Source organism: Streptomyces sp. A5-4 (assembly GCF_051131715.1).
Lineage (GTDB): Bacteria > Actinomycetota > Actinomycetes > Streptomycetales > Streptomycetaceae > Streptomyces.
In genome coordinates, this window is record NZ_CP178591.1 from 8201108 (window position 1) to 8222108 (window position 21001).

Annotated in this window: 21 protein-coding genes and 1 rRNA gene; 12 read left to right on the top strand and 10 right to left on the bottom strand. The window is 70.9% G+C overall.

Features of this window, described 5'->3' with window-relative positions; translation table 11 throughout:
• Positions 1-46: 46 nt before the first annotated feature.
• The 10 genes from rrf (at position 47) to ACLLJJ_RS38370 (ending at position 10344) form a co-directional block, all read left to right on the top strand.
• Positions 47-163 (top strand): 5S ribosomal RNA (gene rrf / locus ACLLJJ_RS38325).
• Between the two features lie 126 nt (positions 164-289).
• A complete protein-coding gene (locus ACLLJJ_RS38330; protein WP_434599333.1) occupies positions 290-1255 on the top strand; it encodes a YihY/virulence factor BrkB family protein in 966 nt (321 codons plus the stop codon).
• A gap of 166 nt (positions 1256-1421) precedes the next feature.
• Positions 1422-2984, top strand: coding sequence for an ABC transporter substrate-binding protein (locus tag ACLLJJ_RS38335; protein WP_434599334.1), 1563 nt, complete (start codon positions 1422-1424; stop codon positions 2982-2984).
• A 2-nt stretch (positions 2985-2986) separates the two neighbouring features.
• Positions 2987-3934 carry an ABC transporter permease gene (locus ACLLJJ_RS38340; protein ID WP_434599336.1) on the top strand — a complete coding sequence of 316 codons (948 nt, stop codon included), beginning with the start codon at positions 2987-2989 and terminating at the stop codon, positions 3932-3934.
• The gene (locus ACLLJJ_RS38345) at positions 3931-4779 is read left to right on the top strand and encodes an ABC transporter permease (RefSeq protein WP_434599337.1); all 849 of its coding nucleotides are present in this window, start codon (positions 3931-3933) and stop codon (positions 4777-4779) included. Before ACLLJJ_RS38340 ends, ACLLJJ_RS38345 begins: the two co-directional genes overlap by 4 nt.
• The gene (locus ACLLJJ_RS38350) at positions 4776-6290 is read left to right on the top strand and encodes an ABC transporter ATP-binding protein (RefSeq protein ID WP_434599338.1); all 1515 of its coding nucleotides are present in this window, start codon (positions 4776-4778) and stop codon (positions 6288-6290) included. Before ACLLJJ_RS38345 ends, ACLLJJ_RS38350 begins: the two co-directional genes overlap by 4 nt.
• Before the next feature lie 43 nt (positions 6291-6333).
• Positions 6334-7110: a methyltransferase gene (locus ACLLJJ_RS38355; protein WP_434599340.1), complete on the top strand. Its 777-nt coding sequence runs from the start codon at positions 6334-6336 to the stop codon at positions 7108-7110.
• Positions 7111-7124: 14 nt separating this feature from the next.
• Complete coding sequence (locus ACLLJJ_RS38360) at positions 7125-8171, top strand: pyridoxal-phosphate dependent enzyme (protein ID WP_434599341.1); 1047 nt, start codon at positions 7125-7127, stop codon at positions 8169-8171.
• Positions 8172-8215: 44 nt separating this feature from the next.
• Positions 8216-9109, top strand: a complete 894-nt coding sequence (locus ACLLJJ_RS38365) for a Rossmann-like domain-containing protein (RefSeq protein WP_434599342.1) — start codon at positions 8216-8218, stop codon at positions 9107-9109.
• A 71-nt stretch (positions 9110-9180) separates the two neighbouring features.
• Positions 9181-10344 carry an MFS transporter gene (locus ACLLJJ_RS38370; protein ID WP_434600639.1) on the top strand — a complete coding sequence of 388 codons (1164 nt, stop codon included), beginning with the start codon at positions 9181-9183 and terminating at the stop codon, positions 10342-10344.
• Here the strand turns inward: ACLLJJ_RS38370 and ACLLJJ_RS38375 are convergent, their stop codons facing one another.
• From ACLLJJ_RS38375 to ACLLJJ_RS38390, 4 genes are read right to left on the bottom strand one after another with little or no spacing between them, the layout of a single operon-like run.
• Entirely contained in the window at positions 10345-10842 is a 498-nt protein-coding gene (locus ACLLJJ_RS38375) for a thioesterase family protein (protein ID WP_434599343.1), read from the bottom strand.
• Positions 10839-11834, bottom strand: a complete 996-nt coding sequence (locus ACLLJJ_RS38380; protein WP_434599345.1) for a 3-hydroxyacyl-CoA dehydrogenase NAD-binding domain-containing protein — start codon at positions 11832-11834, stop codon at positions 10839-10841. The genes ACLLJJ_RS38375 and ACLLJJ_RS38380 overlap by 4 nt, the downstream gene beginning before the upstream one ends.
• 43 nt (positions 11835-11877) lie before the next feature.
• Positions 11878-12771 (bottom strand): 3-keto-5-aminohexanoate cleavage protein, encoded by an 894-nt coding sequence (locus tag ACLLJJ_RS38385; protein WP_434599346.1) that lies wholly within the window; start codon positions 12769-12771, stop codon positions 11878-11880.
• 54 nt (positions 12772-12825) lie between these two features.
• Positions 12826-13713, bottom strand: a complete 888-nt coding sequence (locus ACLLJJ_RS38390) for a TetR family transcriptional regulator C-terminal domain-containing protein (RefSeq protein ID WP_434599347.1) — start codon at positions 13711-13713, stop codon at positions 12826-12828.
• 300 nt (positions 13714-14013) lie between these two features.
• Here ACLLJJ_RS38390 and ACLLJJ_RS38395 point away from each other — a divergent pair, with 300 nt between their 5' ends.
• Entirely contained in the window at positions 14014-15117 is a 1104-nt protein-coding gene (locus ACLLJJ_RS38395) for a terpene synthase family protein (RefSeq protein ID WP_434599348.1), read from the top strand.
• Here ACLLJJ_RS38395 and ACLLJJ_RS38400 read toward each other — a convergent pair.
• The 6 genes from ACLLJJ_RS38400 to ACLLJJ_RS38425 form a co-directional block, all read right to left on the bottom strand.
• The gene (locus tag ACLLJJ_RS38400) at positions 15092-16612 is read right to left on the bottom strand and encodes a cytochrome P450 (protein WP_434599350.1); all 1521 of its coding nucleotides are present in this window, start codon (positions 16610-16612) and stop codon (positions 15092-15094) included. The genes ACLLJJ_RS38395 and ACLLJJ_RS38400 overlap by 26 nt on opposite strands.
• 51 nt (positions 16613-16663) lie before the next feature.
• Positions 16664-17278, bottom strand: a complete 615-nt coding sequence (locus ACLLJJ_RS38405) for a GTP-binding protein (RefSeq protein WP_434599351.1) — start codon at positions 17276-17278, stop codon at positions 16664-16666.
• A complete protein-coding gene (locus ACLLJJ_RS38410) occupies positions 17259-17630 on the bottom strand; it encodes a DUF742 domain-containing protein (protein WP_434599352.1) in 372 nt (123 codons plus the stop codon). Before ACLLJJ_RS38410 ends, ACLLJJ_RS38405 begins: the two co-directional genes overlap by 20 nt.
• Entirely contained in the window at positions 17627-18034 is a 408-nt protein-coding gene (locus ACLLJJ_RS38415) for a roadblock/LC7 domain-containing protein (RefSeq protein WP_283522526.1), read from the bottom strand. Before ACLLJJ_RS38415 ends, ACLLJJ_RS38410 begins: the two co-directional genes overlap by 4 nt.
• Entirely contained in the window at positions 18031-19629 is a 1599-nt protein-coding gene (locus ACLLJJ_RS38420; protein ID WP_434599353.1) for an ATP-binding protein, read from the bottom strand. Before ACLLJJ_RS38420 ends, ACLLJJ_RS38415 begins: the two co-directional genes overlap by 4 nt.
• A gap of 329 nt (positions 19630-19958) precedes the next feature.
• Positions 19959-20381 carry a DUF350 domain-containing protein gene (locus ACLLJJ_RS38425; RefSeq protein ID WP_434599354.1) on the bottom strand — a complete coding sequence of 141 codons (423 nt, stop codon included), beginning with the start codon at positions 20379-20381 and terminating at the stop codon, positions 19959-19961.
• Positions 20382-20548: 167 nt separating this feature from the next.
• Here ACLLJJ_RS38425 and ACLLJJ_RS38430 point away from each other — a divergent pair, with 167 nt between their 5' ends.
• Positions 20549-20974, top strand: coding sequence for a hypothetical protein (locus ACLLJJ_RS38430; protein ID WP_434599355.1), 426 nt, complete (start codon positions 20549-20551; stop codon positions 20972-20974).
• Positions 20975-21001: the final 27 nt, after the last annotated feature.

Sequence of the window (21001 nt, forward strand, 5' to 3'; positions counted from 1 at the left end):
GAAGTAACGAACTGTGCATACACCGGTTTGGTTAACTTCATAGAGTTTCGGTGGTCATAGCGTTAGGGAAACGCCCGGTTACATTTCGAACCCGGAAGCTAAGCCTTTCAGCGCCGATGGTACTGCAGGGGGGACCCTGTGGGAGAGTAGGACGCCGCCGAACAATTTTTATGCCCCGGCTCCTGGACTTATGTCCAGGAGCCGGGGCTTTTTTGCGTTCCCGGACCGTATTCTCGGGCCAGAGAAACCGGAAATCGGGAAACGCTGACCGAGTGGAGATGGACGCCCTATGGGAACTGTGACGCACGTTCCGCAGACGCGGGACATGATCGGCGAGGAGCTCTCCGGCGACGAGGCCCTCACCGCTCTGCGGCACTACGGCGGGCGCAAGCTGTTGCTCGACGCCTTTTCCCGCTTCCGGTACGCGGACGGCTTCAGCCACGCGCGGTCACTGGCCTTCCAGGTGGTCCTGGGCATCGTGCCGTTCGCCATTGCCCTGGTGGGCGTCGCCGCGGCCGTGCACACCGACAGCGTGGGCCGCGTCGTTGAGCTGACGCTCGGCCGCATCGTTCCGGGGGCGAGCGCCGAACTGGTCGAAGAGGCCTTGGCCGACACCCGGCGGAGTGTGGGCGGCAGCACCTCCAGCGCGTTCGCGATGTGGCTCGGCCTGGGCTTCGCCGTGCTGAACCTGACTTCGGCCATGGGACAGATCGAGCGGGGCAGCAACCGGATCTACGGCATCGAGCGGGACCGGCCCTTCCTCATGAAGTACGGGCGGAGCTTGCTCCTCGCCCTGGGAGCCGGAATCCCCATGGTGCTGGGCTTCCTGGTGCTCGTGGCCGGCGAGGCCGTGGGCAGTTCCCTCGTCGAGGCTCTGGGATGGTCCACTTCGCTGCTCGACCTGTGGGGGCCGCTGGAGATCCCCGTCGGTGTCCTGCTGGCCTGGGTCGCCTCCGCGGTGATATTCCGCTGGGCGCCTCGCCGCGACCAGCCCGGCTACACGTGGCTCGCGGTCGGCTCGGCCGTGCACCTCCTGCTCTGGGTCGTCGCGACCTGGCTGCTGGCCCTCTACGTCGCCCAGAGCGGCTCCTTCGGCGCCGTGTACGGGCCGCTGACCGCCTTCGTCGCCCTGCTGCTCTGGGCGAATCTCACGGGCGTCGCCCTGTTCCTGGGCATCGCGTTCGCCGCCCAACTCGAAGCCGCCCGCGCCGGCCTCACCGACCCGGTCCGCCCCGATCCCGGCCCGGGCGACTGACCCCGCCCGTGTCCCGCAGCGCAGAACCACGCCAAGTGGTGTTGACATTCGTTTTCAATAAGTGTGATGCTTTCACTGCCGTCTCGGCCATCCTTGCCGCGCACACCCCCGCCCGTCGGGGTCAACAGCTGTGCCCGGCCCACGGTTTGTGATTCAGGGGAGCAGTATGTCTACAGCCCGAAACCGCAGAGAGTTCCTTGCCCTGGCCGGCGCCGCCGGTGCGGGCGGGGCCCTGGCGCTCACCGGTTGTGGAGGAACTGGCGGAAGCGGTGGCGGGACCGCCGACGGCGAGTCCGGGGCGCGGCGCGGCGGACAGCTGCGGGCGCTGTTCACCGGCGGCGGGGACCAGGAGACCATCGACCCGCACGCCGAGGCCCTGGCCATCGACATGGCCCGTACGAAGGCGCTGTTCGACCGGCTCGTCGAGCTGGACGCCAACATGGCACCGGTGCCGCGTCTCGCCGAGAAGTGGGAGTCCAACGCGACCGCGACCGTGTGGCGGTTCGTACTGCGCGACGCGCGCTTCCACGACGGCAAGAAGTTCACGCCCGAGGACGTCCTTTTCAGCCTCGGCCGCATACTCGACCCCAAGGCCGCCAACCACTTCGCGCAGGGCCTGCTGTCCGTGGTCGACCTCAAGAAGAGTCGAGGGGTCGGACCGCGCACGGTCGAGATCGTGCTCAGGCGGCCCAGCGCCGAATTCCCCGCCCTCCTCGCCACCCTCGGTATGGCCATGGTGAGTTCGCGCTACCGCGACCCGGCCGACCCCGTCGGCACCGGCGCGTTCCGGCTGGAGTCCTTCGTGGCCGGCCGGTCCTTCGTCGCCGAGCGCTTCGACGACCACTGGGACGGCGGCGCGTACATCGACGAGCTGAGCATCCTGGCCGCCGACACCGACGCCCGGGGCAACGCGCTTCGCGGTGGCGAGGCGGAGTACGCGTACGAGATGACGCCCACCTTCGCGCGTACCGCCGAGGCCAACCGGGCCGTCCGTATCGTCGCGGCCAAGGGCAGTACCGCCCATGTGATCGTGCTCAAGTGCGACCAGGCGCCCTTCAAGAACCCCGATGTGACTATGGCCTTCAAGCTGCTCGCCGACCGCGAAAAGCTGGTCGACGTGGTGCTCGCCGGACGCGGGACGGTCGGCAACGACATGTTCGGCAAGGGATATCAGTACTACCCGGAGGGCATCGCGCAGCGTGAGCGTGATACCGCCGAGGCCCGCTCGCTGCTGCGGAGGGCCGGGGTTCTCAACAAGGCGATGTCCATCTACACCTCATCCGTCGCCGCCGGCTTCGTCGAGGCGGCGACGCTTTTCGCGGAGCAGGCCGCCGACGCCGGACTGCGGGTGAAGGTCACCACGGGCCCCTCCGAGACGTACTTCAAGGATCAGCTGACCAAGGGGGTCATGGGGAGCCATCGCTCCGGTGCGATGACGATCCCCACGTACATCAACGACCGGCTTCTCACCGGCTCGGACTTCAACGCCTCCGGCTGGCGCCGCAAGGGCTTCGACGCCACCTTCGCCAAGGCGCAGTCGACCACTGACGAGGCCGAACGCGGCGCGCTCTACGGACAGTTGCAGCGCAGCATCCACGACGAGGGTGGTCTGCTGGTGTGGGGACACCCCGACTGGCTGAATGGCGCAGCGGCCCGGGTGCGCGGCGTGAGCGCCGCCCCGCCCAATACGCTCGACTCGGCCCGCTTCGACAAGGTGTGGCTGGCCTGAGGATGCGTGGCTACCTGCTGCACCGGCTCGTCCTCGGGCTGGTCCAACTCGCCCTGCTCGCGGGGCTGGTGTTCGCACTCACTTCCCTGCTGCCCGGCGACGCGGCCGCCGTGCGCTACGACGGGGACGCCACCGGCGCACAGGTGGCGGCGCTGCGCGAGCAACTCGGCCTCGACCGGCCGGCCCTGGAACGGTTCACCGACTGGGCGGGCGGGGTCCTCACCGGCGATCTCGGCACCTCGCTGGTCAGCGGTGGCCCGGTCACCGGCATCCTGGCCGAGTCGGCCGGCCCCACCCTGGTCCTGACCGCGGTGACCCTGGTCGTGGTGGTGCCCCTCGCGCTGCTGCTCGGCCTCGCCTCGGGAACGCGCGAAGGCGGCCGTACGGACCGGGTCTTCAGCTCATTGACTCTTGCCCTGAACGCCGTCCCCGATTTCCTGCTGGCTCTGCTGCTCGTCGCGGGACTGTCGCTGAAACTCGGCTGGCTGCCCGCTACTTGGGTCGGGGTGGGTGCGGGAGAACTGCTCGGGCAGCCGGCGCTGCTCGTGTTGCCCGTGGCCGTGGTCGCGGCCCGGATGATCTGCCTGCTGTCCCGGCAGATCCGGGCCGGGACAGTGACCACCCTGGGCGCCGGATACGTCGTACAGGCACGCCGCCTCGGGGTGCCGCGCAGGGCCCTCCTGCTGCGCCATGTCCTTCCGAACGCCGCCGTTCCGGGCATTCAGGAACTGGCCAGGGTCGGCGACAACCTCGTCGGCGGTGTCCTCGTCGTCGAGGCGGTCTTCGCGATTCCCGGGGTCGCCACCGCGCTCGTACGGGCCGTGGAAGCCAGGGACATCCCCACGGTGCAGGGCCTGGCCCTGGTCGTGGCGGCGGCGGCCCTGCTGTTCAGCCTGGCGGCCGACCTGGTCTGCCACCGCCTCGTACCCCGGACGGAGATCCTGCGGTGAACCGCCCCACGAAGCGCCCGGACGTCCGTGCGCAGACGTCCCGGGCCCCGCTGTATGTCGCCGGGCTGCTGGCGGCGCTGCCTGTCGCGGCAGCCCTGCTCGGTCCGCTGGTCGCCGACACCGCCGTTCCTGGCGCCGCCGCGCCGTACAGCGGGGGCGGCAGCGAACACCCCCTGGGCACCGACGGGTTGGGGCGCGATGTGCTCGCCCTGTTGCTGCACGGGGGCCGCAGCGCGCTCGGTATGGCGCTCGGCGCGGTCACTGTCGCCTATCTGGTCGGTGGGGCCATTGGGCTGCTCGCCGCGTCCAGCCGGCGCCGCTGGGCCGACGAAATGCTGATCCGCCCCCTCGACGTACTCCTGCCGCTGCCGTCCCTGCTGGTGATCAGCGTGGTGGCGGTGGGCTGGCGCGGCTCGCCCACCGCGATCTCCCTCGCCGTCGCCGCCGTCAACGTCCCACCCGTGGCGCGGCTCGTCCGGGCGGCGGCGCTCGAAGCCGCGAGCAGCCCCGTCGCCGAGGCGCTGCGGGTGCAGGGCGAGTCCAGGGCCCGAATCCAGCTCGGTCACGTCGCACGCTCGACACTCGCGCCGGTCGCCGCCGACATCGGCACCCGCATCACCCTCGCCGTCTTCCTTGTCGGCTCGGCGAACTTCCTCGGCCTCGGGCTGAGCCCGACCGCCCCGGACTGGGCCGTGAGCATCTCCCGTAGCCGCGAAGGGCTGCTGCTCCAGCCCTGGGCCGTGCTGGCGCCCGCCGCGCTGCTTGTCATGTTCACCGTGGGGCTCAACCTGCTCGCCGACCGCGCGCTGGCCCGCTCCCGCACCCCCTCACCGGAGGTCCGATGACCACCCCCGTCAGCATCGCCAGTGTGCGCGGGCTCACCGCGCGGGCCGGGGACACCGTCCTCGTCGACGCGATCGACTTCGAGGTGTACGAGGGCCGGGTCACCGCGCTGGTCGGCCCCTCGGGCAGCGGCAAGACCACAGCCGCGCTGGCGCTCATCGGTGAGGCCGGGCCGGGCATTCGGCTCGGCGGACGCGTGCGGGTCGGCGGCGTCACCGTCCTGGACGGCGACACGGCAGTGACGGGGGCGTCGGGGCTGCGTGGGCGCGTCGTCGCCTATATGCCTCAGCATCCCGGCAGTTCACTCAACCCGGCCCGCCGGACCGGCGCGGTACTCGCCGAACTCGCCACCCTGCACGGCGGATCGGCCGCCGAAGCACTCGAAGCCGCGCAGCTGCCAACCGGCCGTGACACGACGCGCCGCTTCCCGCACCAGTTCTCCGGCGGGCAGCGCCAACGCGTCGCGCTCGCCCAGACCTTGGCTTGCCGGCCCAGGCTGCTGATCCTCGACGAGCCGAGCACCGGGCTCGACACCGTGACCCGGATGCGGCTGGCCGGAGAGCTGGCCGCGCTCGCCCGCGGCGGGCTCGCGATTCTGCTGCTCAGCCACGACCTGGACCTGGTGCGGGCCCTGGCCGATCACGTCGTCGTCCTGGAGCGGGGCAAGGTGACCGCCGACGAACTGCCGGAGCGGCGCGCCCTCACCACTGACCGGCACGACCCCGTGGGGCTCGGCGTCCTGGAGGTGCGGGACCTCTCCGCCGCACTGCACAGCAGAGGCCGCGGGCCGGTCCTGCACGGCGTCGGCCTCGAACTCGCCGCCGGGGCCTGCGTCGGAGTCGCCGGGCTCTCCGGCAGCGGGAAGACGACCCTGGCCCGCTGCGTCGCCGGTCTGCACGAGCGCATGCGCGGCCAAGTCCTGCTGGACGGGCGGGCGTTGCCGGTGCTGCGTCGTCGCACCGTCGAACAGAAGCGGCGCGTGCAGTACGTGTGGCAGGAGGTGCGCGGCTCCTTCGACGAGCGGCGCCCGGTGGCCGAGCAGGTCGCTCGTACCGCCGTACGGCTGCGCGGACGTGCGCCGGGCGAAGCGCGGCAGGAGGCTCTCGCGCTGCTCGCCCGGCTCGGTGTCGACGCGGACACCGCCGAGCGCCGCCCCGACGGCCTCTCCGGCGGCCAGCTCCAGCGCGCCGCACTGGCCCGCGCCGCGCTCGCCGAACCCGACGTGCTGATCTGCGACGAGATCACCACCGGCCTCGACCCGGTGGCCACCGACGCCGTCCTCGCCGAACTTGGCCGGATGCGCGGGCAGTTCGGCACGGCGCTGCTGTGGGTGAGCCACGACCTGGAGCTGCTCTCGGCGGTCGCGCACCACCTGGTGGTCATCGACGGCGGACACGTCGTCGAAAGCGGCGTACCGGCCGAGGTGCTCGCCGCGCCGCGTGCGGCCATGACCCGCCAACTCGTCAGCGCCATGCGCCTCGGCGCCGTCCCCGAGCCCGTTCCAGGTCCCTGATTCCGGACCGATCATCCACCCGACGTACTCCCTCGGAGGACCCATGTCCGACCGGACCATAACCGGCGACCTGCTCGCAGCACTGCCCGACACCCTGCCCCGCGAGGAGATCCTCGCCATCAACAGCGCACCCTCCGACATCCATACGCACCGCACCTACACGTACAACGGCTGGAGCTTCGAGCTTCCGCCCGGTGTGTTCAGGCCGGGCGACACCAGCCGGATCATCCACGACCGGCTGCTGGACGGGACCATCGCCGTGGCCGGACGCTCGTACGCGGCGATCGGCGCCGGACTCGGTGTCGAGGCCGTGATCGCGGGCGTCCGGGGCGCCCGCGAGATCTGGGCCGCCGACATCCACCCCGACTCCGTCGCGACCGCAGCCGACCACTACCGGCGCCTGGCCGGTGAGCGGCCCGGCACCGACTTCCGCCCGCTGGTCTCCAACCTCTTCGAGGAGTTCCCCGACTCGGCGCGGCTCGACGTCATCACGTTCAACCCGCCCGCCGTCTCCACGCGGACCAGCGAGGACCCGACCGTCGTCCGCAATGTGTGTGTGGGCGCCGGGATCGTGACGCGCTTCTTCGACCAGATCACCGACCGCGGGCTGCTGGCACCCGGCGGCGAGATCCATCTGGTCGTCTCCAACACCGCCGAACTGCGCACCATCGTCGCGTACGCCGTCGAGGCGGGATTCGTGCCCGCGATCGCGCACCGCCAGAGCTGGGAGGGCGACAACTGCCAGGCCTTCCTCTTCACGCTCACCCCGCGCGACTCCGAACACGTCACCGCCCGCGCCGCCGACCGCGTCGCCAACTGAAGGAACCGACCCCCATGCACGAGCACATAGCGGAAGCCGTCAAGGAACCGGACGTGGTGGCCGTCCCACCCGGCGCGATCTGTCTGCGCTTCGAGACGATGAAGATCTACTCGGCGCTGGGCGCGGTACGGCACCTCCTGGACACCGGACAGATCACCCCCGGCGACACCCTCGTCGACAGCTCCAGCGGCATCTACGCCCACGCGCTGGCGCTGGCCTGCCACCGCTACGGCATGAAGTGCCACATCGTCGGCTCCACGACCGTCGACCGCACTCTGCGCGTACAGCTGGAGATCCTCGGGGCCACGCTGGAGCAGGTCCGCCCTTCGAAGAACCTGCGGCTCGACCAGAACCTGCGCGTGCGGCGGATCGCCGAACTGCTGCGGGAGAAACCCGATTACCACTGGATGCGCCAGTACCACGACTCCATCCACTACCTCGGCTACCGCGATGTCGCCGACCTGGTCCAGAAGGAGGTCCCGGACGGGCCGCTGAGCCTGGTGGGCGCGGTCGGCACCGGGGCATCGACCGGCGCCATCGCCACCTGCCTGCGCGAAGCGGGCCGCGATGTGAACCTGGTCGGCATCCAGCCGTTCGGCAGTGTCACCTTCGGCGCCGAGCACGTCCAGGACCCCGACATGATCATCGCGGGGATCGGCAGCTCCATCCCGTTCGACAACGTCCGCCAGGAGCTGTACGACCGCGTCCACTGGGTCAACTTCGACTACGCGATGTCGGGCGCCGTCGAACTCCTGCGCGCCAGCGGCATTTTCGCCGGGCTGTCGGCGGGGGCCGCCTATCTGGCCACCCTGGCCGAGCGCGAGCGCGACGACTCCCGTACGTACGTCTTCATCGCCGCCGACACCGGCCACCGCTATGTCGACAGCGCGTACGCCAACCACGCGCAGGCCCACGGCCTGGGCTCGATGCGCCCGCACGAGGTCACTTCGTGCGCCGACCTGTCGCACCCGTGGTCGGCGATGCCCTGGCCGCCGCCCCAAGACGAGATCACGCACTCCTACGCCGAGTCGGCCGCCCTGCTGGCGGAGACCGCGCGATGAACTCCCGTATCCCCAAGGCCTCGTTGGCAACGAAAGAATCAGAGATGCTCGCCGATCCAGTCAAGTCGCCCCACCCGCAGCCCCCTCACCCGCAGGCCGCGCGGCCGCAGTCCCCTCACCCGCAGGCCGCGCGGCCGCGGACCGTGAACGAACTCAGCCGCGCCGTGCTGGCCGGCTCCTACGGGCCACCGCCCCAGGAGCTGGCCGTCACCAGCGCGTTCTGGCTCCACAACACCACCCGGCTGGTCGGTGGCGAGGTCACCTACCGCAACCACTACCTCCTCCTGCGCAGTGGTGACGCTTTCGGCGCCTGCTCCTTCGAGGCCGGTGAACTCGTCCCCGGCTTCTGTGCGAACGTCTCCGGGCGCACCCTCGACACCCTCATCCGCCACGGCTCCCTCCCGGTACGCATCGCGGCCCTCGACGCCTACCTCGCCCGGGTCGAGCCGCACCGCGGCCACCCTGCCGCCGAACCCGTCACCCTGCCGTCCGGCACGCCCGAGGCCCGGGCGCACGCCCGCGACGCCGCCATCGCCGGGCTGCTCGACATCACCCCCGGCGCCAAGGTCGCCCTGATCGGCGTCGTCAACCCGCTGGTCGCGGCGATACGTGAGCGGGGCGGCGTATGCCTGCCCTGCGACCTCAACCTCCGCACCACACAGTGGGGCGATCCCGTCGCCACCAACATGGCCGAGGTACTGGAGGCCGCCGACGCGGTCGTGGCGACCGGCATGACCCTGAGCAACGGCAGCTTCGATCTGATCGTCGAGCACTGCCGCGCCCGCGGGATCCCGCTGGTCGTGTACGCCCAGTCGGGCAGCGCCGTCGCCCGCGCCTTCCTCGGCGCGGGCGTGAGCGCACTGTCCGCGGAGCCCTTCCCCTTCTCGCAGTTCAGCGCCGACGAGACCACCCTCCACCGCTACCGGGCGGCGTCGTGAGCGCGGATTCCGCCCCCTCGAAGGGGGGCGTGGCGACCGATTCCGCCGAGGCGGTGCCCAGTGACCTCCGGATGGCCCGGGTGCTGTGGCCGGTCATGCTGGCCTCCGCCGTCGGGCTGCTGCCCTTCACGGTCTTCAGCACCTACCTCGTGCCCATCGCGGACGCGGCGGACACCGGCGTCGCCGCCATGGGCCAGCTGCGCGGCCTCGGCGGCCTCGCCGCGCTGGCCGTCGGCACCGCGCTCGCCCCCTTCATCGACCGGGTGCGCAAGGAGTGGGCGGCTGCGGGCGGCCTCGCGCTGCTCGCGGTGTCCGCGCTCCTCGGCGCGACGGGGGAGTTCCTGTTCCTCGCGGCCTTCTGCCTGCTCGTCGGCGCCGGTACGGCCGTACTCAACCCGGCGCTCACGGCCGCGGCGGCCGACCGTTTCGGCGACGGCGCCGCCGCCGGCCGGGCGGCGACCCTCGTCACCGCGACCCAGTCGTTCACCGCGCTGATGGCGGCGCCGCTGGTCGCCCTGCCCGCGCTCCTATGGGGCTGGCAGGGCAACCTCCTTGCCGTGTCCGTCGCCGCGGCGCTGCTGACCGCGGTGTTCTTCGTCAAGGGCGGGCGCTCGCACCGGGAACCGGCGCGCCACACCCCCCGCCTGGGCTACGGCGCGTCGTTCAACGCGCTGGCGGCCGTACCGGGCGCGGTCCCGCTGCTGCTCGTCGCTCTGCTGCGGACGGCCGCGTTCATGGGCTACCTCGCCTATCTCGCCGCGTTCTACGACGAGCGCTTCGCGCTGTCCCCGGGGCCGTTCGCGCTGGTGTGGACGCTCAGCGGCACGGCCTTCTTCCTCAGCAATCTCCTCACCGGGCGGGCGATGAGCGCCGCCGGACCGCGCATCACCGCGGAACGGATGATGACCGGCGCCCTGGTGGTGGGGCTCGCCGCGCTCGTGGGCTTCTTCTTCACCCACACGCTGTGGCTCGCTCTGCTGCTGACGGCCGTGACCGCCGCCGCGCACGCGACCGTCGCCGCCTGCGTCACCACTCTCCTCGTCCGGCGCTGCCCCACCCTGCGCGGTACCGCGCTGAGCGTCAACGCGGCCGGCATGAGCTTCGGCGTCTTCGCGGGCGCCGCGCTGGGCGGCGTCGGCCTGGGCCTGGCCGGCTATCCGGGCATCGCCCTGGCGCTCGGCGCACTCACCCTCGGGGCGCTGCTCGCGGCCCTTCGCGTCCGGCGCCCGGCCTGATCAGCGGCCCGGACGAGGGACCTGGGTGATGGAGCGCCCCGCCCATTGCGGTGCGTCCTCCACCAGCGCCGTCAGCCGTTGCCGGATCGCCTCCGGGAACGGCGCGGCGCGCCCCACCCGCTGATCGACATGGATGGCCAGCAGCTCGGTCGTCGCCACCGGCTCCGCCTCCGGCCCCGGGTCCGCGTCCGCCACGTCAACGACGTACAGCTCGTGGGTGAAGCGGGCCTTCTTGGCGTCCGCGCCCAGCAGCCTTGTGCGGACGGCGAGTTGGGCGCCCTCGCTGACATCGCGCAGATAGCGGATGTGTGCCTCGACCGTGTAGAGGGAGCAGCCGGTGCTCTCCCGGTACTCGGAGTGCAGCCCGGTCTCGATCATCATGGCGTCCGTGGCGAAGCCGAAAACGAGGACGTAGAACGCCTCGCTCATGTGGCCGTTGTAGTCGATCCACTCGGGCCTTACGGCGTGCCGCACCAGCGGCAGGGGCTCGGTCGTCACTTGGTCTCCTCCTGCTGCTGCGTGCGCTGCTGCGGCAGCCGGCCCGTCGCCCGCAGTACGTCTATGACGCCCTGGTCGCGCTCCGCCACGAGATCGGCGATGGTGCGGCCGTCCGCCGCGTCGTCGCACCCGGCGACCACCGCGTCGTACAGACTCCTGTCCAGTTCGGGTGCTTCCAGGCGGGTCCACGGCGACTTCAACGAGGGACCGAAATGGTCCAGCATGTGCGCCATGCCGCCCTCGCCGCCCGCGAGCGCGAAGGTGAGCATGGGGCCCATGAACGCCCAGCGCAGACCGGGGCCCTCGGTGATCGAGTCGTCGATCTCCCGTACCGTCGCCTCACCGTTGGCGACCATGTGCAGCGCCTCGCGCCACAGGGCCTCCTGGAGGCGGTTGGCGATGAACCCGGGCACTTCGCGCCGCATCGTGATGACGGACTTGCCCGCCACCTCGTAGAAGCGCGAGGCCCAGGCGACGGCCGAGGCCGTGGTGCGTTCGCCGCCGACGACCTCGACGAGTGGGATGAGGTACGGCGGGTTGAACGGATGCCCCACGACGAGCCGGCCGGGATCGGCGGCGTCGGTCTGCATGTCGGTCATCGGGTAGCCGGAGGTGGAGGACGCGATGATGACCCCGGCGGGCGCGGCCGCGTCGAGACGGGTCAGCAGATCGCGCTTGAGCTCCAGCTTCTCCGGGGCGCTCTCCTGCACGAACTGGGCGTCGGCGACGGCCTCTTCGAGGGTCGCGGTGACCGTGAGCCGGTCCTGCGACGCGCCGACGGCCAGCCCGAGCCGCACCAGGGCGGGCCAGGCGGCGGCCACCAGCCGGCGCAGCTTCTGCTCGGCGTCGGGGGCCGGATCCCAGGCCGTGACGTCGTAGCCGCGGGCCAGGTAGTGGGCGGCCCAGCCGCCGCCGATCACGCCGGCGCCGACGCAGGCGACTCGGCGTACGTCCTGGGGGGCGCAGGGGGCGGGGGGTGTCGTGACAGTCATGAGGCGGGTCCTTCGGCAGGTACGTACGGCGTGCGGCGGGAGGTCAGGCGCGCGGCTTCAGGCCGAGCTTGCTCCGGGCCTCGTCCGGGGTGGCGACCCTGGCGCCCAGCGCCTCGGTGATCGTCACGGCCCGCTCCACCAGCTGCGCGTTGGTGGCCTTGTTGCCCTTGCCCAGGTAGAGGTTGTCCTCCAGGCCGACCCGGACATGTCCACCGAGCAGAATCGACTGGGCGACCCACGGCATCTGCATCCGGCCGAGCGAGAAGCTGGCCCACTGGGCGCCGCCGGGCAGCATGTTGACCATCGACTGCAGAACGCCCGGGTCGGCGGGGGCGCCCCATGGAACCCCCATGCACAGCTGGAAGACGGTCGGGTCGTCCAGCAGGCCCTCGGCGAGGAGCTGCTTGGCGAACCACAGCTGCCCGGTGTCGAAGATCTCCAACTCGGGCCGCACGCCCAGCTCCTGGATGCGCCTGGCGCCCGTACGCAGCATGTCGGGGGTGGAGACGTAGAGGTTGCTGCCGTCGCCGAAGTTGAGCGAACCGCAGTCCAGGGTGCAGATGTCGGGCAGCAGGTCCTCGACGTGCGGCAGCCGCTCCAGGCCGCTCACCAGGTCGGTGCCGGGCAGCTGCTTCAGCGGCTCGTCGGGGTCGATGACCAGGTCACCGCCCATGCCCGCGGTGAGGTTGATGACGACGTCGGTGCCGGTCTCCTTGATCCGCTCGATGACCTCGCGGTAGAGCAGCGGGTCGCGGGAGGGGGCGCCGGACTCGGGGTCGCGGACGTGGATGTGCACCACGGCGGCGCCCGCCTCGGCCGCCTCGACGGCGGAGCGGGCTATCTGCTCTGGGGAGACCGGGACGTGGGGGCTCTTGCGGACGGTGTCGCCGGCGCCGGTGAGGGCGCAGGTGATGATGACGTCCTGGTTCATGGGCATGGGGGATCCGCTCCTTGAGGAGTTGGGGCAGGGGGATGTGGTGGGGTACGGAGTTCAGGGGCGGGCGGACAGGGTGGCGTCCACGTAGCCGAGCAGCGCGGCCCGCATGTCGTCGGGGCCGGTGCCCGCGTCGCCGGGCGCGGTCGCGAGGACCTGGGTGGCCAGCCCGTCGATCAGCGCGGTGAGCCGCAATGCGGCGGCCTCCGGGTCGGTGGCGCGGAAGACCCGCTGGTCGACGCCGCGCCGCACGACGTCGGCGACCGTCGTGCGCCACTGCCGGTAGTACTCGGCGTGCAGCTGTCCGACCGCGGTCGAACGGGCCGCCTCCGCCCACAGGTCGAGCCATACGCTCCACTGCCGGCGCTGCTGCGCGGTGTACGGCGTCTGGAGCTCGATGAGCTGGCGCAGCTCGTCCGCGGCATCGCCGGCCTCGGCGATACGGGCGGCCCGGCGGGTGGTGTCCTCGTCCATGCACCAGCGCACGGCCGCTTCGAGCAGTTCGTCCCGGCCGGGGAAGTGGTAGTGGATGGCGGCGCTGCTGGTGGCGCAGGCCTCGGCGATGTCGGCGACCCGTACGGCATGGAACCCGCGCTCCGCGATGAGCCGTACCGTCTCGCGCACGATCTGTAGCGGCCTGCCGCCCTCCGGCGCCGCGACGGACGTGGTGCGGTGGCGTCGTACGGTGGAAATCACGGCGGCGGGTTCGGTGCGTGACCCGAGCAGCCAGGCCGCGTCCACCTCCGCGGTGTCGGCGATGCGGGCCAATTCGGCCACGGTGAACCTGCGGGCTCCGCCGAGTGAACGGGACAGTTTGGAGGGGTCCATGACGATTCGTCGGGCGAACTCGCGCTGACTCACACCGACGGTAGCGATCACTTTCCGCACGCGTTCGGCCACCTCGCCACGGGCGTCACCGATGCGGCTCCCAGGTTCTTCCAGCATGGTCGGACCGTACCTGTCCGTTGAGCTAATCGCAACGCCGATGTTCCGCTGTGGTCGGATCCGGCAAGGATTATTGCCGAAAATTGCGGTACTGACTGGAGCATCAGTCATGCGCAATATCCGCATCTTTCGGTGCAGTGCCGAGTCGCGGGCGGTACGTACACTCCCCCTCTGAACCCGAAGAGTCCGTACAGCAACCGATCAACTTGGTTCAAGCGGTGGCCAGTTGTATCGTTATTGATGATCGGACATGGGCATATACGTCCCAGTACACGGGGGGCGCACCAGAGGAGGCCGATCATGACCGTTGTTTCGACACACCGTCAGGCCCAGCAACTGCCGGCAGTTCCCTTCTACTGTCCCGTCCCCTCCGTCGTGCACCCGTCCGCCCAGGCCTTGAACGAGACAACCGTCCGCTGGATGCTTCAGCAACACCTGGACACCGATGAGCTGCAGCGCAAACGACTGGCCCTCTGTGATTTCGGCGGTCTCACGGCGTCGACCATGTCCTACGGGCAGCTCGAACCGCTCACGCTCATGGCCAAATTCCATGCCGTGCTCTTCTCGCTCGACGACGGAGTGTGCGACGAGGCCTTCGTCACTGCCGACGTGCTGGCGCAGGAGACCTCGCGCATTCTGCGGGCCGTCGAGGTGCCGGCCACCGAGTCGCCCGACGATTCACCGCACACCGGAGCACTGCGCCTCCTCCGGCTTGAGCTGGAGCGGTACGCGTCCCGGCAGCAGATACGCCGCTGGACCGACGCCATGCGCGTCTACACCTCGGGGCTGGTGTGGGAGGCGTCCTGGCGCAGCAGTCCCGGGCTTCCCTCGCTGAACGACTACGTCACGCTGTGGATGCGGGCCATAGGGATGGCGCCGTCCACCGCGCTGATCGAAGTGGTCGCCGGCTACTCCGTGCCCGACCACGACCTGGAGGATCCGCGGGTGCGCGCCCTCACCGAGATGACCTGGACGCTGGTCAGCTGGGACAACGATCTCTACTCCCGCAACAAGGAACTGCTGCGCGCCGACGACAACCTCAATCTGATCGACGTGCTGTGCCAGGAACTCGGCTGCGAGCCGCCGGACGCGCTCCTGGAGGCGGTGGCGATGCGCGACCGCGTCATGGTGCTCTTCCTCCGCCTGCGCGAGCAGGTGCTGAGTGACGCCGACGGTGGACTGCGCCGCTATCTCCACGGCCTCGGCCAGTTCATCCGCGGTCACCTCGACTGGGCGTCCGCCTGCCCGCGTTACGTCGTCCCCGGCGCCCCGGGCGAGGAGACGCGCCCGGAGGGGTGGTGGAAGCAGCGCCCGGCCGACGACAGCCTGGAACCGCTTCCCCTCCCGACGATCGCCTGGTGGTGGGACCAGCTTGAGGTCAGTAGCCGCGCCACCACCGGGTGAGCGACTGCCACAGCCGCTTGGGCGCCCCGGGCCCGCGCTGCGCCGGAATGCCGGCGCCGGCCGTGGGCGCGCCCGGCGGATAGGCGGGCGCGGGGGCCACGGCGGGCGCCGGCACGGTCACCCTGGGCGGCGAGCCCACCTGCCAGTCCGGCCTCGGCGCTGTGGTCGACGCCGTGGTCGGCGGGCCGCCCACGTCCTGCGGCGGACGCGCGGCGAACTCCACCGGGAGCTCGATCAGATGCCGGGACATGAGCGCACTGCTCCACCTCAACTCGTGCTCGTCCACCGAGAGTTGAAGGTCGGGCAGGCGCATCAGCAGGGCGTCGACGCCGGTGTCGGCGATGGCGCGGCCGATGTCCTGCCCCGGGCACTCGTGCGGGCCTCCACTGAAGGCCAGGTGGGAGCGGTTGCCCTGCATGGAGGCGTGCGGATCGGGCCGTACCACCGGGTCGGCGTTGGCGGCGGCCATCCCCACGATCAGGGCGTCGCCCTTCTTGATCTGTTGGCCGCCGAACTCGGTGTCACCGACCGCCCAGCGGCCCAGGATCGTGGTGAACGGCGGCTCGTCCCACAGGGTCTGCTCGACCGCCTCGGGCAGCGTCATGTGACCGCCGCTGAGCTGCGCCCGGAATCGCGGGTCGGTGAGCACCATGCGCACCACGTTGGCGATGAGGTTGGCGGTGGTCTCGTACGCTGCGATGAGCACCAGCCGAAGGTGCTGGCTCACCTCGGCGTCGGTGAGCCCGGCCGGGTGCTCGACGAGCCAGCTGGTGAAGTCCTCCTCGGGCCGCGCCCGGCGCCGGTCCACCAGCCTTGTCAGGACGCCCATCACGTACGCGTTGCTGGCGTTCGCCGTGGCGGTGCCCTTGATCATGTCCCGCGCGGACTGCACCATGCGCTCGTTGTACTCCTCGGGCATGCCGAGGATCTGGCACATCACCATCATCGGCAGATGCTCCGCGAACCGGCTCACCAGGTCGGTGCGGCCGTCCTGGCAGAAGTCGTTGACCAGCCGGTTGCTGTAGCGGTTGATGTAGCGGCGCACGCCGCGGCTGTCGATGCGCGCGATGCTGTCGGTGACCGCGCCGCGCAGCCGCTCGTGGTCCGCGCCGTCCGCGAAGACGCACAGGGGCTGCCAGGTGAAGATGGGCGCGAGGGAGTGGTCCGGCGCCACGGTGCCGTCCAGGACGTGGCGCCAGCGCCGCGAGTCGCGCGAGAACTGCGACGGGGTACGGGTCATGTGCAGGTTCTCGCTGTGGCCGAGCACCAGCCATGCCGGTACGTCGCCGGTCAGCAGCACGGGCGCCACCGGGCCGTGTTCGGCGCGGAGCTTCTCGTAGAGGCCCATCGGGTCGCTCTCGTGCTCGGACCCGTACAGCCGGCGCAGACCGCCGGGGCCGACGCCGCCGACGTTGCCGAGCCCGTGGGCCGGGCACCCGGGCGGCGGCACCGCTCCGTCGTCCGCTCCGGGCAGATGGGGATCAGGGGTTGTCACGGTCACTCCAGAGGCGTGGCGGGTACGGGGAGACGGCGGACGCGGGACCGGTCAGGCGAGGGGCACGGCCAGCGTGTGCAGATAGCGCATCAGGGTCATCAGCACATCGCGGCTGGACCCGCGCCCCCGCGCGTCGCAGTCCACCATCGGCACCTCGGCGGGCAGGTCGAGGGCGGTACGCAGTGCCTCGACGGGGTGCTGGGGCGCGTCGGGGAAGGTGTTGATGGCGACGACGAACGGCACACCGCGCTCCTCCAGGCGCCCGATCACGTCGAAGCTGACCTCCAGGCGGCGGGTGTCGATCAGCACCACCGCGCCCAGGGCGCCTTCGAACAGGCCGTTCCACAAGAACCAGAAACGTTCTTGTCCAGGGGTGCCGAAGAGATAGAGGACCAGCTCGTCACTGAGGCTGATCCGGCCGAAGTCCATGGCCACGGTGGTGGCGGTCTTGCTCTCCACCCCGGAGTTGTCGTCCACGCCGACCCCGGCCTGGGTCATGGTCTCCTCGGTGGTCAGCGGACGGATCTCGCTCACCGAGCCCACCATGGTGGTCTTGCCGACCCCGAACCCGCCCACGATGACGACCTTCACCGCCGCCGTGGCGGTGGTGGGGAGAACATCCTCGCTGCGGGGGCCGACGACCGTGTCAGAGCTTCTGGAGTCCATGCATCACCGCTTCGAGGAGGGACCGGTCGGGCAGGGCGGCGCGGACGACCGGCGCCCGCGATTCGACCAGTTCGGTCGAGAGGAGCTCGGTCAGCAGCGCGGTCACCACGCTGAACGGCAGACTGAGATACGCCGAGATCTCGGCCACGGACAGCGGCGCCCGGCACAGCCGCAGAATGGCGGCCTGCTCCGGCTGGACCGTCGGAGTGGGCTCGGTGCGCGAGACGACCATCGTGACCAGGTCGAGCGGGGCCCGGGCCGCTCCGTCCGGGCCCCCCGTGATCACGTAGAGCCGTTCCGGATCACCAGGTTCCGGTTCGGGTTCTCGTCGTTCTCGTCGAGGAGAAGTCATACGGCCTGCCCGTCGTGCCGAGGCGGGCTGGTCAGGTGGGCGCCGATACGGACGACCATGTCCCGCATCCGGGCCCCCACCAGGCCCGCGTCCACCGTCTCGTCCGCGAGCACCGCGAGGTACGCGCCCGTTCCGGCCGCCATCAGGTAGAAGAAGCCGCCGCTGACCTCGATGACGACCAGTCGCATCCGCCCGTCGCTGTCCGGGATCTCGGAGGCGACCGCGGCGGCCAGGCTCTGCAGTCCCGCACAGGCCGCCGCGAGCCGGTCGGCGACGTCCGGGTCGCCGCCGTGCCGTGCGATGCGCAGGCCGTCCGCGGAGAGGACCACGATCTGCTGGACCTGCGGTACCCCGTCGGCCAGTTCCTTGAGCATCCAGTCCATATTGGCCCGCTGCTGGATCACTTGAGATCTCCCTTGTCCAACGCATCGTCGGGTTCCTCGTCGGTCGACGGGCCCCGCGGTGTTCCGTTGGCTGCTTTGGTGAACGCCTCGAGCCAGATGCCCGGCTCGGGTTCCTTCTCCGGACCGTGGCCGTTGGTGCCCTGGCCGTTGTGTGTGCCGTTGTACGTCGATGCGGACAGTTCCTCGGCAGCGGCCGGCACCGCGTGGGAGCCGTACGGTGCGCGGATGCGGCTGCGACGCTGTGGCAGCCCGCCCGGGGTCCACTCGGTCACCACGGGGGCGTCCTCCTCCATGGCCGCCTTGGCGGGCACCGGCCGAGGCGGCCCGGCGACCGGTCGGGGCGGCCGTGCGGTGGTCCGCATCGGCACCCGCAGCGTTTCCGGGGACGGCAGCCCGGACGAGCCCTGCCGGGGAACGGCGGAGGCGCCGATGCCGTGGGCGATGCCGGGGGCCGGTCCTGTGGTGACCACGTCGCGCGGGACGATGAGCACCGCGCGGACCCCGCCGTACGCGGACTGGCGCAGCGAGACCTGCAGGTCGTACATCTGGGAGAGCCTGCCGACCACGGCCATGCCGAGCCGCGGGGTCTCACCAAGGTCATTGAGGTCGATGCCCGCCTGGGCCTGCGCCAGCATGCGCTCGGCCCTGGTCCGTGCCTCCTCGCTGAGGCTGACCCCGCCGTCCTCGATCTCGATGGCGATGCCGGTCTGCACCTCCACGGCGGTCACGTGCACCCGGGTCTGCGGGGGCGAGTAACGGGTGGCGTTGTCGAGGAGTTCGGCGCAGGCGTGGATCAGCGGCTCGACGGCCGTGCCGACGATGGCGACCTTGGCGATCGAGTGCAGGTCGACGCGCTGGTATTCCAGGATCCGGGACATCGCGCCACGCAGCACACTGAACAGCGGTACGGGCTTGGGCCATTGGCGGCCGGGCCGGGCGCCGCCGAGGACGGCGATGGAGTCGGCGAGCCGGCCGATCAGCGCGGTGCCGTGGTCGATGCGCAGCAGGTCGTCGAAGACCTCCGGGTTGCGCCCGTGGGCCTCCTCCATCTCCCGCAGCTCACTGGCCTGTTGGTGCACGATGGCCTGCACGCGGCGTGCGATGTTGACGAAGGCGCGCTGCGCGGACTCACGCATGGCCTCCTCGGTGTCGACGATGTCGAGGACGGAGCGCAGCAGATCGCGCTGCGGTTCGGGGAGATCGCGGTACGCCGGGTCCCCGTCCACCAGCGCACGGATCACCTCCGCGGGTGATTCGCCCCGGCGCAGCCGGTGGATCGCGGCCGGCAGCAGGACCTTGCTGAGTCGCAGGGTCTCCTTGTCGTGGCCGACGACGCACTGTTCGAGATGGGCGAGTCGCTGGTCGTACTCGGCGCGCAGCGTCCTCATGGCCCGGCCGCGGCGGGTCACTTCCGCGGCGAACGCGGTCACCACGACGGTGGCCAGTGCCCCGAACCAGGCGACAGGTATCCGTGCGGGCTCCGGCACGAGCGCCAGGGCGACGGCGGTGACCGTGGCCATCAGGAGGACGGGCGGCAGGAGTGCGCGGGCGAAGTTGGATTCTCGGTCGGTCGGAGACGATTCAACACGAACCATTTAAACCTTCTGGCGGTCGATGCGGGGATGATTTCGAATCATCAGGGCACTTGGGAACAAGTGCGTGATTTCATATCAACTCGGCGCGCTTTGAGCGAGCTTAACCAGATCGGATCGGGGCGACGGCATATTCACGCAACCCTCTGCACGGACCCTCGCGGCGGGTTTAGAATCGCCAATTTTGCACGCTCGGCTCCTGGCTGTGTGCGAGGAGTAACCGAAAGGGTGACGGATGGGTCCCGTGTACGCGGAAGGCCGCCCCCTGGTGCCGGGGGCGGCCTTCTGCGTGGTGGTGCTCGGTTGCCGGTTCGGTGGTGCCCGGCCCGGGGTCAGGCGATGGACGCCGAAATGATCGCGGACACCGCGATGTTGCAGGACGCGGTCACCCAGACCGCCGGGTGCGGCTCGCTCTCGACCAGTGTCTTTCCCAGCTTGCCCGGCGTGACCAGATCGACCACCAGGAACGCCACCGCCATCATGACGAGACCGAGCACACCGAAGGCGGCCGTCGACGCGAGTCCCTTGCCGAAGTCGTTGTACGTCGTCCAGATCGACGTGAAGACGATGCCGCCGATGCCCAGGAGCGCCGAGCTGAGCAGGAGCGCGGCGTTGCGGTTGCGCTCCTCCCAGATCTGCCGGCCGAGCTTGCCGGGGGTCAGGGCGTCCACCAGGAAGATGCCGAGGGTCAGCAGCACCACGCCGAGGGCGCCATAAGCAGCCGCACGGCCAAGTCCGTTGACGATGTCTTCCATGAAAGTCGAGTCTCCGCGGGTCAAGTTGATCGTGGTCGAGGCGAGCCGAAATCTATCGCACGTGCGTGCTGATGCGAAGGTGCGGGGGGTGGGCGCCGATGGGCCCGTCGGCCCGGGTGTCCGGGGCCGCCGTACGGGGGCCGCCGTGAGCGATTACGCTCCTGATCATGAGCGGATCGGATCAGGAAGGGGCGCTGGGAGCCCGGGCGGACACCCCGCCGAAGGCCCAGGCGCAGGCTCCGGCGGAGCTCCGTGCGGAGACCGGGGCGGAGACGTCGGCGGCGCCCCGCGTGGAGGGCTCGGCGGAGACTGCGGAGAGTCCCGCGCCCGCGCGGCCCGGACGGGCCCCGAGTCAGGCCCGGAGGCTGCGGATGGCCGCGGCGTCGGTGCTGATGCTGGCGCTGGCCGTGGTGCTGGTGGTGCGGCTGGCGAGCCGGTCGTCGGTGCTGGTCGTGGGGGTGTACGGGCTCGCCCTGATCCTGTGCGGAGTGGTGGTCGAGCTCAGCCGCCGCGGGCGCACCCGGCTGGGCAGCTGGCTGCTGGGCGTGGGCCTGCTGGCGGCGCTGGCGGCGGACCGGTTCCTGATTCCTTGACCTCCCGGGATTCCCGGGCTCCCTGAG